The following is a 13,357-nucleotide window of genomic DNA, read 5'->3' as shown; positions in this document are numbered from 1 at the left end:
CGCAATTTCCCGCCGGGGCGGTGCCTCAGCGGCCGCCGCGCCCGTGGCCTCCGTAGCCGCCGCCGGCGTGCCGCGGACCGTGGGACCGGCCGGCGCCGGCGTTCGCCGCCTGGCTCTGCTCGGCCGCCTGCCGCTCGTACGCGCGGGCCGCGGCCTGCTGCCGGCCGCCGTGCTGCTGGGCCGCCGCCTCGCGCATCGCGGCCGCCCACACCTGCGCGTCGTGCGCGCTGTCCTGGCGTATCTGCGCCCGCATCTGGGCGGCGGCTGCCGCCAGCCGCTGCTGGGCGGTCGCGGCCGGTGCCCGCGTCACGGGCGGGGCGACGGTGTGCGGGGTGGTCGGGGTGTGCGCGGCCACCGGTGCGGCGGTGTGCGCCGGCGGGGTCGGCGCGGTGTGCGCCGGGTGCTGGGCGGCGGCCGGCTCGTCCGGCAGGTCGGGCAGCGGAGCGCTCGGGGTGACCCGCGGCGCGGCGCTGACCGTGCTGCCGCCGTGACCCATCATCAGCGCGAGCGTGACGAACGCGCCCGCCGCCGAGAGCACCGCTCCGCTGATCGCCACCTTCCGGCGCGGCCGGAACGCGCGGTGCCGTCCCGGCTTCAGCACCTCGCCGACGATGACGTGGTGTCCGTCCCGTTCCGAGACGTCGACGGGCTGCGGCCCGGGCGTCACCGCGGTCGGGTCGAGCGGCTCGCGTGCGACGCCGGACCGCGTGGGGATCGGGAAAGAGTCGGCCATGGCACCAGAGCATTCCGATCCCATGGCCGGATGTCCACTCGTATCGGCGAACTTCTCCTGATGCCGGTTCACAAACCACCCAACCATGCCTGCTTCGCCCCTCGGGACCGCCCGCCGCGCGCGTCGTACGGCGCCTCGTGCCGCGCCTCGCACCGCACCTCGTGCCGCGGCCACGAGCATCCCCGCGCCTCCGGACCCGCGCCCCCCCGCACCCCCACCCCCGTATCTCCGGCCTCCGCCGCGCCGCGTGACGGGCCGTTACCCGTCTGCCCGGCCTGAGTGGCCGGGGCAAAAGATCACCCATAGCGTTTTTTCGGTGGCTTCGTGTGCCACCGGAAAGCAGGTGTCCAGCATGACCACACGCCGGGTCCAAGGCGCCGCGGCAGTCGCGGCCACCGTCGTCATCGCTCTGACAGCCGTCCCCGCCGCCCAGGCCACCGCCCTCTTCCCCCACCTGCGGACGGTCTCCGCCGGCCAGTCCATCCAGGCCGCCGTCGACAGCGCCCGGCCGGGTGACGAGATCGTCGTACTTGCGGGCACCTATCCGGGCAGCGTCCGCATCACCACCCCCGGTGTCACCCTGCGCGGCACCGGCCCCGACACCGTCATCGTGCCCGGCGTCAGCGGGCCGCAGAACGCCTGCGCCATCGCCGGCGACGGCATCTGCGTGACCGGGACGGCCACCGACAACGCCGCCGGGGTCACCGTCAAGAACCTCACCGTGCGCGGCTTCCGGACCAACGGCCTGAACGCCTCCTACGCCGACCGGCTCACCGTCACCGGCGTCACCGCCCGCGACAACGGCGAGGAGGGCATCAGCCAGGAACGCTCCGTGCGGGGCGTCTTCCGCGGCGACACCGCCCGCGACAACGGGCAGGCCGGAATCTTCCTCGCCAACACCGTCTCCACCGAGGGCGGTGCCACCGACACCCTCGGCACCCGGGTGACCGCCAACCGGCTGACCGGCAACCGCTTCGGCGTCGTCGTCCGCCGGCTGCGCGACCTCACCGTCGAGCGCAACCTGGTGTCCGGCAACTGCGGCGGGGTCTTCGTCATCGGCGACGAGAACGTGCCGCGGGCGGGCGACCTCGACATCGTCGACAACGAGATCGTCGGCAACAACAAGTACTGCGCCGCCGCGGCCCGCCTGCCGTTCATCCAGGGCACCGGCGTGCTGCTGACCGGCACCGACGGCGTGCGCGTCACCGGCAACACCATCCTCGACAACACCGGCACCTCGCCGATGTCCGGCGGCGTCGTGCTGTTCAACAGCAACGTCGGGGTGCACGACACCCGTAACGCCGTCAGCCGCAACATCGCCACCGGCAACGCCCCGGCCGACCTGGCCGTGCGCGACCACGGCGCCGGCAACACCTTCCTGGCCAACACCTGCGGCAGTGCGGCGCCCGTCGTCGCCGGAAGGTGCGACCGATGACCGACACCCAGCTGCCCGCCCCGGCCCCGACCCCCGCCCCGGCCCCCGCCGCGCCGCAGAGCGCGATGCGGCTGCGCGAACTGGTCTTCGGCGCCGCGTGCGCCGCCGCGGTGCGCGCCGCCGTCCGCCTCGGGGTGGCCGACGCGCTCGCCGAGGGACCGGTCACCGTCGAGGACCTCGCCGCCGCCGTCGGCTGCGAACCGCGCCCGCTGGGCCGCCTGCTGCGGGCCCTGTCGTCCTACGGCGTCTTCGACGAGCTGCCCGACGGCCGCTTCCGGCACACCGACATGTCCCGCATGCTGCGCGAGGAGGCCCCCGACAGCCTCCACTACGTCGCGCTGTGGTGCACCGAACCGTGGACCTGGGACGCCTGGCCCCGGCTCGACGAGGCGGTGCGCTCCGGGCGCACCGTCTTCCCCGAGCTGTACGGCAAGGAGTTCTTCGACTACCTGCACACCGACGCCGCCGACAGCGCCCGGGTCTTCGACCGGGCCATGACCCACTCCAGCCGCCAGTCCGCCAGGGACGTCGCCGCCGCCCTCGACCTGACCGGGGTCGAGGAGGTCGTCGACATCGGCGGCGGCCAGGGCCACGTACTGGCCGCGCTGCTGGAGAAGCACCCCCGGGTGCGCGGCACGCTGCTCGACCTGCCCAAGGTCGTGGCCGGCGCCGACCCCCGGCTGCGCGACGGCGGCCCGCTCGCCGACCGGGCCCGCCTGCTGCCCGGCGACTGCCGTCAGGCCGTCCCGGTCGCCGCCGACCTGTACGTCATCAAGAACATCCTGGAGTGGGACGACGAGTCCACCCGCCGCACCCTGCGCAACGTCGTGGACGCGGCCGGACCCGGCGCCCGCGTCGTCGTCATCGAAAACCTCGTCGACGACACGCCCTCCCTGCGGTTCACCACCGCCATGGACCTGATGCTGCTGCTCAACGTCGGCGGCCAGAAGCACACCGAGGCCACCATGACCGCCCTGATGAACGAGGCCGGCCTGCTGGTCGGCGACGTCCGGCCGGTCAACGCTTACCTGCACGCGCTGCTGGCCACCGTGCCGGCCTGACCGCGAACCCGCACCGGAAGGCGGGCGCGGACCACGAACGGGAGGGGCCCGGCCGGTGCGATCCGGCCGGGCCCCTCTCCCGTCGCGCTCGGCGGCCGGGTCAGCCGCTGCGCTCCCAGCGGTAGAACTCCTGGGCCATCGCGTCCTTCGGCTCCCGCCAGGTCTCCGGGTCGTACGGCAGCACGAACGGCTTGAGCCGTTCACTGATGCCGCGGAACTCCGGGTGGGACTGGTGCCGGGCGACCTGCCGGTCCGGCGGGGTGTCCGCCTCGACCAGGTGCAGGTACAGGTCGTCGCCGAAGTGGAACAGGCTGCGCCCGCTCACCCCGATCAGACCGGGCAGCTCACCCTCGTCGGAGGCCGCGAAGACCTCGGCGATCCGGTCGGCCGACTCCGGCCGCATCCGGGCCACGATCAGCGTGCGGTGCGTCATGCCGCGTCCTCCTTGTGGCCCGCCGCCCGCCGGGCGGCCGGCTTCCTCACCCGCGGCGCCGGCTTCGGCACCGGCTTCGGCTTCGGCCGCTCCCCGCCCTGGTGGCGCTCGGTGATCCGGTCACGGATCAGCTCCAGCTGGATCCGGGAGTTGGCGTTGATCCGCTGCGTCATCCCCTCGTCGTCCAGCGGCGCGCCGGGCTTCATCGCGAAGTCCTGCGTCCACCGCATCACGGTGCCGCCGGGCACCTCCTGGTACGCCCAGTGGATGTCCATGAACTCGAACGGCCCGGTCTCCACCCGGCGGGCCCGCACGGTGCGCGCCGAGCGGTCGGTGATCCGCTCCGAGACCCAGCTCCACACCTGGCCGTTCTCGTCCGGGTGCATGGTGAGCCGGAACGTGGTGGTGCTGCCGTGCTCCTGCTGCTCGGCGGAGAGGATCTCCACCGAGGCGTACTCGCTGAACAGGTCCGTCCAGTTCGGCAGATCGTTGGTCATCTCCCACACCACGTCGAGGGGCGCCGGGACGGTGATCTCGTTCTGCGTGTGTCCTGCCATGTCAGACTCCAGCCGTGAGGGAGACGTTGACGACCTCGATGAAGGCGCGGGGGGTCGTGCACGAGTCGGCGTCGCCGTCGATGGCGATGCCGTGCCGGTTCTCCAGTTCGCCGACGATGCCGAGCAGCCCCAGCGAGTCCAGGCCGTACTCGGTGAACCGCGTGTCGGGACCGGCGGCCAGCGCGGCGGGATCGACCGTGACCCCGGCGCTGGACTTCATCAGCGCGGCCAGTTCCTCGTAGGTCAGTTCCTTCTTCACAGTGCTTCCTTTCGGCTGGGTTCCCGGCCTGGCGGTCAGGAACGTGGCGCGGTGACGACCAGCGCCGAGTTCGAACCCATCAGCCCCCGGCTGAGGACCAGCGCCGTGCGCAGCCGCGCCGGGCGCGGCCGGCCGGTGACCAGGTCCAGGTCGTGGGCGATGTCGGTGACGTGCGGCGTCGGCGGCACCAGGCCGTGCTCGATGGCGAGCACCGCCGCGGCGGTGTCCAGCAGCGGCGCACCGCAGTACGCCCGGCCGGTCCCGGTCTTCGGCGCGGTCACCGGCACCCGGCCGGCGTACCGGCCCAGCGCGTCGGCCAGCGCCAGCGCCTCGGCCCGGTCGGCCTCGACGGTGCCCATCGCGTCGGCGAACACCACGTCGACGTCGGCCGGTGACAGCCCGGCGTCGGCCAGCGCGCCGGTGATGGCCCGGGCCAGGCCCTCGCGGGAGTCCTGCCAGCGGGACGCGCCGGTGAAGGTGGCCGCCTGCCCGGCGATCACCGCCCGGATCCCGGCGCCGCGCCGCTCGGCGTGCCGCGCCTCCTCCACCACCAGCATCGCGCCGCCCTCGGCGGGCACGAACCCGCGGGCGCTGGTGGTGAACGGCAGGTAGGCGTCGTCGGGTTCGCCGACCAGGCTCAGCTCGGCGTAGCCCAGCTGGCACACCCCGGAGTACGGCGCGAGCGGTGCCTCCGCCGCGCCGACCACGACCGCGTCGGTGCCGCGCCGGACGTTGCCGCGGGCGTGCGCGATGGCGTCCAGCCCGCCGGCCTCGTCGCTGGCCACCACACCGCACGGCCCCTTGAAGCCGCCGCGGATGGAGATCTGGCCGGTGCTGGCCGCGTAGAACCAGGCGATCGACTGGTACGGGCCGACGTAGCGCGGCCCCTGGCCCCACAGGCGTTGCAGCTCGCGCTGGCCGAACTCGCCGCCGCCGGAGCCGGCCGCCGTCACCACGCCCACCCCGAACGGGGAGCCGGGGTCGGCCCGCAGCCCGGAGTCGGCCAGCGCCAGGTCGGCGGCGGCCATCGCGAAGTGCGTGAACCGGTCGGTCTGCACCAGGAACCGCTCCTCGATCACCGACGCGGCGTCGAACCCGCGCACCTCGCCGGCCACCCGCAGCGGCAGCCCCTCGAAGCCCTCGCGGCTGATGCGGTCCAGGACGCTGATGCCCTCGGACGTCGACTTCCAGAACGCCTCGGCGCCGATGCCGTTCGGCGCCACCACACCGATACCGGTGATCACCGTCTCGCGGGTCATCGCAGGCTCCCCTCGCCGCGGTTGAGGACGACGGCCGACTGGAACCCGCCGAAGCCGCTGCCCACCGACAGCACCGACCGCAGCGCCAGCTGCCGGGCGGTACGCGGCACGTAGTCCAGATCGCACTCCGGGTCGGGCACCTCGTAGTTGGCGGTCGGCGGCACCACGCCGTGGGCCAGCGCCAGGACGCAGGCCACCACCTCGATGGCGCCGATCGCGCCCAGCGAGTGGCCCACCATCGACTTGATGGAACTCATCGGGATCGCGTAGGCGTGCTCACCCAGCGACCGCTTGACCGCCGCCGTCTCGTGCCGGTCGTTCTGCTTGGTGCCCGAGCCGTGCGCGTTGACGTAGTCGATGGCCGACGGGTCGAGCCGGGCGTGTTCCAGCGCCCGGTCGATCGCCTCCGACATCTCCAGCCCCTCCTTGGTCAGGCCGGTCATGTGGTAGGCGTTGCCGAACGTGGCGTAGCCGGCGATCTCGCAGTACACGGTGGCGCCGCGGGCCCGGGCGTGCTCCAGCTCCTCCAGCACCACCACCGCGCCGCCCTCGCCCATCACGAACCCGTCGCGCCGCAGGTCGAACGGCTTGGAGGCGTGCTCGGGGTCGTCGTTGCTGGCGGAGGTGGCCTTGATGGCGTCGAAGCAGGCCACCGTGATCGGCGAGATCGGCGAGTCCGACGCGCCGGCCAGCAGGACGTCGGCGCGGCCCTCCTCGATGGCGTGGAAGGCGTAGCCGATGGCGTCCAGTCCCGAGGTGCAGCCGGTGGAGACCGTCTGCACCGGGCCGCGGGCGCCGTAGCGTTCGGCGACCTCGGAGGCCAGCGCGCTGGGCGCGAACGCCCGGTGCAGGTGCTGCCCGGCCTGCCGGTGGTCGACGTCCCAGCGCTCGCCGCCCGCGCTGACCAGCTGGTAGTCGCGCTCCAGCCGGGTGGTGCCGCCGACCGCGGTGCCCAGTGACACCCCGATCCGCCACGGGTCCTGCACGGCCAGGTCCAGCCCGCAGTCCGCGATCGCCTCGGCCGCCGCCACCAGGGCGAACTGCACGTAGCGGTCGGCCCGTTCACCGTCCTGCACGCTCAGCCCGCAGGCCAGCGGTTCGAAGTCGCACTCGGCCGCGATCCGGGACCGGAAACCCGCCGGGTCGAACAAGGTGATGCCGCGGGTCGCCGTGCGGCCGGCCGTCAGCATGTCCCAGAACGCGGGCACCCCGACCCCGCCCGGCGCCACGACCCCGACGCCGGTCACCGCCACCCGGCGCGTCATCGGGCGCCGCCCCGGTCGTGGGCGCCTCCCGCGCCCGCCGGGCCCCGGCTGAGGCCGGCGCCCCGCACCTGGCCTGGCCCCTCGGTCTCCTCGGTGTCGACGTGGCCCAGCTCCGGGCGCGGGGCCAGCGGACCGCAGTGGAAGACCATGCGGGCCTGCGTGTCGCCGACGTTGCGGAAGCGGTGGCGCACGAACGCCGGGATCATCAGCCCCTGGTCGGGGTGGAGCTCACGGGTGACGCCGTCGAGGTCGACCTCCAGCGCGCCGCAGACCACGAACACGAACTCCTCGGAGTACGGGTGGTAGTGCTCCGCTATTCGGTCGCCCGCCTCGATGAGCGCCAGGCCCATGAAGCCGCTGGTGGCGCCGACCGCGGCAGGGGTCAGCATGGCCCGCAGGTCGCCGCCGCGGCGCCGGTTGGGCGCGGCGGAGTCCAGGTCGACGACGCGGGGGGTGACGGGGGGAGTGACGGTCATGCTCGGCTCCTTCAGCGGTGGGGACGGGACGGCGCCCGCTGTCGTGGTGCGTCGGGTCCGTGCCGGCTCCCGGCGGGGGTCCGGTTCCGGCCGCCGCGGGGGCGGCCGGAACCGGGTGACCGGCGAACCGGTCGCGGCGGCGGGTCAGGCCCCGGACGCCTGGCGGTCGGTGACCAGCCGCATGTCGCAGTCGGCCAGGAACCGTTTGACGCCGGCCTCGGCCAGCGGCGGTTCGCCGTCCTCCAGCCGCAGCAGCCGGGCCAGCACGGCGGCCTTGCGGGCGTCCGGCACCCCGATCGCGGCCAGCGGCACCTGGTCCAGCGGCCGGCGCAGGTCCACCAGCCGCACCACGGTGTCCTCCCGCAGGAAGACGGTGCTGCTGGCCACCGGCCCGTCCGCGTCACCGACCGCCCGCTCGTCCATCCGGGCGAGCAGCTTGGCGACGGCCTGCCCGCAGCCGGGCTTGACCGGGTAGTGCAGCGCGTGCCGGATCACTTCTCCCATGGGTTGCCGTGGGCCCACATGGTGGACCGCGGGCAAGGCCGCGCGAGCGAAGAAATCCCGTGCCGACCGAGGGTCGCTCAGATCACGCTCCTGTTCCAGGTACGGGTTGATGGCCTCCTCGACCGCCCGCACCTCCGGTTGCATCGCCACGTGCCGCAGCGCCCGGACCAGTTCGCCCTCCACCTCCACCGCCCGCACGACCCGGTTGCCGTGCATGAACAGCGAGGTGCGGCGCAGCCGCGTGGTGTCGTCGACCCGGGCCCGCGGCGAGGTGTAGCCGGCCAGGATGCCCGCCACCTTCTCCTCGCTGCCGGGTTTGACGGTGAAGGTGATGGCGTGCCGCACGATGCCGTCGCCCATCCGGGCGCCGGCCTGCAACTTGCCCGTGGTCCCGCGGGGATTGCCGGTCTCCCGCAGCACCGCGAACCGCATCGAGCGGGTGTCGCGCACACACCCGTGCCACGGCCCGACCATCTCCAGGTGGGCCGGGCTGTCGACCCAGGACAGGAAGGGCAGCGCGCTCTCCCACTCACTGGTCAGCAGCCACTGGGACGGGTTCTCGATCGACTGGCACAGCTGGTCGCTGATGTGACCGGGTACCGCGGCGACCCGGCGGCACATCTGGTCGTACGCGTCGAGGAACCGCTGCTCGGCCCCGTCCTCGACCTCCAGCTGCAGCACGACGCGAAGCCGGGAGCCGTCGAGAGCGGATTGCGAGACCTTTTCGGCCAGCGGTGTCATGTTCCACCTCTCCTTCGAGAGCGAGATCGACCCCGAGGTCCGTGACTGATCGTCTCCGCGACGGCCGTCCGGTGCGAGATTTGTGATCCAATAGAGTGATGAGCGGCAATTGGGCCCTCAATCCGGCTATGAAGCCAGCCATGACTTCCACGGCCGATGACCGGGTTCCGGTCCTCATCGTCGGAGGGTCGCTCGTCGGCCTGTCCGCCTCACTCTTCCTGGGCCGCCTCGGTATCCGGCACACGCTGGTCGAGAAGCACCCCGACACCTCCAGCCACCCCCGCGGCCGGGGCAACAACCTGCGCACCATGGAGCTGTACCGCGCGGCCGGCGCCGAACCGCTGATCCGCCAGGCCGCCTCGGTGCTGGCCGACAACCACGGCATCCTCCAGGCCGGCTCGCTCACCGGCGACGACGCGCACTGGCTCTTCCGCCGGATCAGCCCCGGCGGCCGCCTGGAGGCCATCAGCCCGTCCGGCTGGTGCCTGTGCAGCCAGAACGACCTGGAGCCGGTGCTGCTGGGCTGCGCCCGCCGGCTCGGCGGCGACATCCGCTTCAACACCGAGCTGGTCTCGTTCACCCAGGACCGCGACGGCGTCACCGCCACGCTGCTCGACCGGGCCACCGGCGAGCGGCGCGAGGTACGGGCCGGCTACCTGCTGGCCGCCGACGGACCGCGCAGCTCGGTGCGCCGCGCCCTGGACATCGGCCAGTCCGGCCGCGGCGAGCTGTTCGCCAACGTCTCCATCACCTTCCGGGCCAAACGGCTCGCCGAAGCGGTCGGCGACCGGCGTTTCATCGCCTGCTACCTGACCGACCCGGACGCCGGCGGCGTACTGCTGCCGGTCGACAACCAGGAGAACTGGGTCTTCCACGCCCCCTGGAAACCCGAGGACGGCGAGACCCTGGAGGAGTTCACCGACGAGCGCTGCGCCACCCACATCCGCGCCGCCGTCGGCGTGCCGGACCTGGACGTCATGATCACCGGCAAGGCCCCCTGGCGGGCCGCCGAACGCGTCGCCGACCGGTACGCCGACGGCCGGGTGCTGCTGGCCGGCGACGCGGTCCACGAGATGTCGCCCACCGGCGCCTTCGGCTCCAACACCGGCATCCAGGACGCCCACAACGCCGCCTGGAAGCTCGCCGCGGTCATCGACGGCTGGGCCGGGCCCGAACTGCTGGAGACCTACGAGGCCGAACGCCGCCCGGTCGCCGTCGCCACCAGCGAACGCGCCTCGGCCCGCTCCGCCGAGCACAGCCACCCCGGTTACGCCCCGCCGGCCGGCGGCGGACCGCAGAAGGGCGTGCTGGTCGTCGCCCTCGGCTACCGCTACCCGCGCGGCGCGGTGCTTGGCGCCGACCCGGACGGCCCGGTCGTCCCGCAGGACTTCGAGCCGACCGGCGAGCCCGGCGGCCGCGCCCCGCACCTGTGGCTGACCGCCGCGCGGCAGGGCGAGCGGCGCTCCACGCTCGACCTGTACGAACGTTCCCTGGTGCTGCTGTCCGGCGACGGCGAGGCCGGCGCCGCCTGGCAGACCGCCGCCCGCGCGGTGGCCGAACGCCTGTCGGTACCGCTGGACGCCCACCGCCTCGGCACCGGCCCGCACGCCGACCTCACCCCGCAGGACGGCGCCGACTGGGCCGCCGCCCACGGTACGGCGGCCGACGGCGCGGTCCTGGTACGCCCGGACGGCTTCGTCGCCTGGCGCGCTTCCGGCGCGGTACCCGATCCGGAGGAGGAACTGACGCGGGTGCTGCGGGAGTTGCTGCGTCTGGGCTGAGGGCGGGGCCGGGGGTGCGGGGGAGCCGTCCGGGGCGCAGTGCGTTGCCGTTGCCCGGGGGTGCCGATCGCGCCGTCCGGGCGGTCCGGGAGTGCGGTGCGCTGTCGGCGGGTGCCGGTGCCGGTGCCGGGGTGCACGGTGCTCCGGTGCCGGCCGCGGTGTGGCGCGGAGGTGCGCGGAGGCGGCGCGGAGGCGCGGGCCGCGGTGTGGCGGGGGTGCGGGGTCAGGCCAGCAGGGCGGCGGCCAAGTGGTCGCCGGGGCCCCGCACCCCGGGCAGCGCGAAGAAGTAGCCGCCGCCGGTGGGCCGGACGTAGTCCACCAGCGGCTCGCCCGCCAGCCGTTCCTGCGCCGCCTGGAACTGCCGGGCGACGTCGCGCTGGTAGCAGCAGAACAGCAGGCCCACGTCCAGGTCGCCGTTGAGGTCGAGACCGCGGTCGTAGTTGTAGCCGCGGCGCAGCATCCGGCCCGCCGCACTCCGCGCGGTCCGCGGGTTGGCCAGCCGGATGTGCGCGTCCAGCGAGGTGACCTGCCCCCGCGGGTCGGCCGCGTAGTCCGGGACGTCGGACTCCGCGGTGCCGTCCAGCGGCGCGCCGGAGTCCCGGCGGCGGCCGATCATCGTCTCCTGCTCCTGGAGCGAGACCCGGTCCCAGAACTCCACCAGCATCCGGATGATCCGGATCACCTGGTACGAGCCGCCGTCCGCCCAGGCCGGCTCGCCGTCCGCCGCGCCGCGCGTCCAGATCAGCGCGTCGGCGGTCGCCGGGTCGGCCACGTCCGGGTTGCCGGTGCCGTCCTTGAAGCCCAGCTGGTTGCGCGGCGTGCCGCTGGGCCGGGGTGCCGCCCGGAAACCGTCGGCCTTCCACACCGGCTGCATCCCGGAGCGGGTGTGCCGGGTGATGTCGCGCAGCGCGTGCATGACCGTGTCGCGCGAGTCGGCGCAGATCTGCAACGAGATGTCACCGTGCAGCTCGGCGGAGCCGTCGGTGTGGTCGTCGGGGAAGACCGGCATCGCGGTCAGCCGCGCCGGACGGCGGTCGGCCAGCCCGTAGCGGTGGTCGAACAGCGACGCGCCGACGCCCACCGTGACGGTGAGCCCGTCGCTGGGCACGACCGGCCCGAGCGTGGCGCTGTCGGACGGCACGGCCGCCACGTCACCGGCCGGCGCCGGCCCGCCCGCGGTCAGGAACCGCGCCCGGTCGGTCAGCGTGCGGAACATCTCGCGCAGCGCCGCGCGGTCCGGCGCGATCGCCTGGAGGGAGACGAACGTCGCGGCCTGCTGCTGCGGGGTGACGATGCCCGCCTGGTGGACGCCCTCGAACGGGACGCGGCGGCCGGACGCCGGGGCGGCGGTCGCGGTCATCGCGTCGGCCACCCCGAACGCGGCCGCGCCGGCCCCGGCGGCGCCGACCGCGGTGGCGCCGCGCAGGAAGGCCCGGCGGCCCACCGGTGACGGGCGCGGTGTGCTCGTGCCGGCGTCCGGTGTCGGGTGCGGTGTGTTCATGCTGACGTCCTCGGGGCGAGCAGTCCGGGCAGCGACGAGAGGTCTTCCAGGGCCTGGCCGAGATCGCCGTCGACCCGGGCGCGCCGTTCGCGGTCCAGGCTCCGCGCCGGCGTCCAGCCGCCGCCGGCCGTACGGCACGCGGCCACGTCGGCGTCGGCCCGGTCCAGGTCCCGGGTGACGGTGGTGAGCAGCGCCGGGTCGCGTGGCCGGATCAGCGGGGTCAGCGCCCGGACCACCTCGCGGGTGCCGGCGATGTTGGCGCCCACCGTGGCCAGCGTCGTCCCGCTGCCGTAGTCGGCCGAGCCGCCGAGCTGGAACTCCAGGGCGTTCTCCAGGATCTCGTGCGCCCGCAGCGGCAGGTCGCCCGGATCGGTGTCCTCGCTGGGGAAGTCCCGTTCCAGGGCGGTCACGTCCTTGACCAGCCGCGCGGTCAGCGGCCGCAGCCGGTCCGCGCCCCGCCCGTGCCACAGCCCGTACTCGACGGCCTCGAACCCGGTCCAGCCGGCGGACGCCTCCCCGCCGGGCCGCCCGTCCGCCATGCCGTCGACGGCGTCGTCGAAGTCGCCGAAGGAGTGGTAGGCGGCGCCCAGCCGTTCGTAGTCCAGATGCCCGGTCAGCCAGTCGCGCCGGGCGGCGGACAGGTCGCCGCGCCGCACGTCGCCGTCCAGCCGCCGCACCGCGGTCAGCAGCACGGGCAGCCGGCCCGAGACCCACGAGCGGTACGCGGTGACCGGTGCGGTCATCGCCAGGTCCGGCACCGGCCGGTATCCGGCCGCCGCCCCGCTCGCCCGGCCGCTGACCGTCACCGGCCGCGAGGTGCGCTTGGTGCCGTCGGAGAAGACGCAGCGCACCGCGTAACGCCCGGCGGCCAGCGTGGTGTTCAGCGGCGCCGCGTGCCGCGGGGTGAGCCACGGGATCTCGCCGTAGACCCGCCCGCCGCCGGCGTCGGTCAGGTACACCGACACGTACGCGGTGCGCGAGCTGTCGGTGACGGTGAACGCCACCGGCCCGGCCGCCATCCGCGTCGCGGGCGTGCCGCACCGCGCGGTGTCCACCGCGAGCGGCCCGCCGGCGACCGCGGGGGAGTGGCCCCGCGCGGCGCCCAGCCCGGCGCCCGCAGCGACCGCCGCCAGCGCCAGCCCGGCCGCCGCCGCCCGCCGGCCGGACACCCGGCGCGGTCCGGCCCATCGGAAGGACCGGCCGGGCTCCGGGGCCGGGTCCGGCTCGGGGTCCGGCTCGGACATGGCGGGGGAGTCCTCTCGGTGGGCCGGCGGCGGTCGGTCACGCGGGTGGTGCGGTGTGCGATGTGCGGTCACGCGGGTCGTGCGGTGTGCGGTCGTTCAGGTCGGGCG

General features: G+C 74.7%; 13 protein-coding genes. 3 read left to right on the top strand and 10 right to left on the bottom strand.

Annotated elements, in window-relative coordinates; all coding sequences use genetic code 11:
- Nucleotides 1-25: 25 nt before the first annotated feature.
- Nucleotides 26-733 carry a hypothetical protein gene (locus tag POF43_RS03220; protein WP_271318073.1) on the bottom strand — a complete coding sequence of 236 codons (708 nt, stop codon included), beginning with the start codon at nt 731-733 and terminating at the stop codon, nt 26-28.
- A 352-nt stretch (nt 734-1,085) separates the two neighbouring features.
- Here POF43_RS03220 and POF43_RS03215 point away from each other — a divergent pair, with 352 nt between their 5' ends.
- Together POF43_RS03215 and POF43_RS03210 are read left to right on the top strand one after the other, a co-directional pair.
- Nucleotides 1,086-2,168, top strand: coding sequence for a right-handed parallel beta-helix repeat-containing protein (locus tag POF43_RS03215; protein WP_271326007.1), 1,083 nt, complete (start codon nt 1,086-1,088; stop codon nt 2,166-2,168).
- Nucleotides 2,165-3,229: a methyltransferase gene (locus tag POF43_RS03210; RefSeq protein ID WP_372515793.1), complete on the top strand. Its 1,065-nt coding sequence runs from the start codon at nt 2,165-2,167 to the stop codon at nt 3,227-3,229. The genes POF43_RS03215 and POF43_RS03210 overlap by 4 nt, the downstream gene beginning before the upstream one ends.
- Nucleotides 3,230-3,329: 100 nt before the next feature.
- Here the strand turns inward: POF43_RS03210 and POF43_RS03205 are convergent, their stop codons facing one another.
- From POF43_RS03205 to POF43_RS03175, 7 genes are all read right to left on the bottom strand, one after another.
- Nucleotides 3,330-3,662, bottom strand: coding sequence for a TcmI family type II polyketide cyclase (locus tag POF43_RS03205; RefSeq protein ID WP_271314910.1), 333 nt, complete (start codon nt 3,660-3,662; stop codon nt 3,330-3,332).
- Nucleotides 3,659-4,219, bottom strand: coding sequence for an SRPBCC family protein (locus tag POF43_RS03200; protein WP_271324306.1), 561 nt, complete (start codon nt 4,217-4,219; stop codon nt 3,659-3,661). The genes POF43_RS03205 and POF43_RS03200 overlap by 4 nt, the downstream gene beginning before the upstream one ends.
- 1 nt (nt 4,220) lies before the next feature.
- Entirely contained in the window at nt 4,221-4,478 is a 258-nt protein-coding gene (locus POF43_RS03195) for an acyl carrier protein (RefSeq protein ID WP_271314912.1), read from the bottom strand.
- A 35-nt stretch (nt 4,479-4,513) separates the two neighbouring features.
- Nucleotides 4,514-5,737, bottom strand: a complete 1,224-nt coding sequence (locus POF43_RS03190; RefSeq protein ID WP_271314913.1) for a beta-ketoacyl synthase N-terminal-like domain-containing protein — start codon at nt 5,735-5,737, stop codon at nt 4,514-4,516.
- Nucleotides 5,734-7,002, bottom strand: coding sequence for a beta-ketoacyl-[acyl-carrier-protein] synthase family protein (locus POF43_RS03185; RefSeq protein ID WP_271314914.1), 1,269 nt, complete (start codon nt 7,000-7,002; stop codon nt 5,734-5,736). Before POF43_RS03185 ends, POF43_RS03190 begins: the two co-directional genes overlap by 4 nt.
- Entirely contained in the window at nt 6,999-7,478 is a 480-nt protein-coding gene (locus tag POF43_RS03180) for a cupin domain-containing protein (RefSeq protein WP_271324305.1), read from the bottom strand. The genes POF43_RS03185 and POF43_RS03180 overlap by 4 nt, the downstream gene beginning before the upstream one ends.
- Before the next feature lie 144 nt (nt 7,479-7,622).
- Nucleotides 7,623-8,723 (bottom strand): SchA/CurD-like domain-containing protein, encoded by a 1,101-nt coding sequence (locus POF43_RS03175; protein ID WP_271314916.1) that lies wholly within the window; start codon nt 8,721-8,723, stop codon nt 7,623-7,625.
- Nucleotides 8,724-8,863: 140 nt separating this feature from the next.
- Between POF43_RS03175 and POF43_RS03170 the strand changes: the two genes are divergently transcribed.
- Nucleotides 8,864-10,504, top strand: a complete 1,641-nt coding sequence (locus tag POF43_RS03170) for an FAD-dependent monooxygenase (protein ID WP_271314917.1) — start codon at nt 8,864-8,866, stop codon at nt 10,502-10,504.
- Between the two features lie 223 nt (nt 10,505-10,727).
- Here POF43_RS03170 and efeB read toward each other — a convergent pair whose 3' ends face one another.
- Both efeB and POF43_RS03160 read right to left on the bottom strand, forming a co-directional pair.
- Entirely contained in the window at nt 10,728-12,005 is a 1,278-nt protein-coding gene (gene efeB, locus POF43_RS03165) for an iron uptake transporter deferrochelatase/peroxidase subunit (RefSeq protein ID WP_271323654.1), read from the bottom strand.
- Nucleotides 12,002-13,249 carry an EfeM/EfeO family lipoprotein gene (locus tag POF43_RS03160; protein ID WP_271323655.1) on the bottom strand — a complete coding sequence of 416 codons (1,248 nt, stop codon included), beginning with the start codon at nt 13,247-13,249 and terminating at the stop codon, nt 12,002-12,004. Before POF43_RS03160 ends, efeB begins: the two co-directional genes overlap by 4 nt.
- Nucleotides 13,250-13,357: the final 108 nt, after the last annotated feature.

The sequence above is a fragment of the Streptantibioticus silvisoli genome, from assembly GCF_027947535.2.
In the GTDB taxonomy this organism is placed as follows: Bacteria; Actinomycetota; Actinomycetes; order Streptomycetales; family Streptomycetaceae; genus Streptantibioticus_C; species Streptantibioticus_C silvisoli.
Note: the sequence above shows the minus strand (reverse complement) of the source record. Positions and strands in the feature narration are given on the sequence as shown.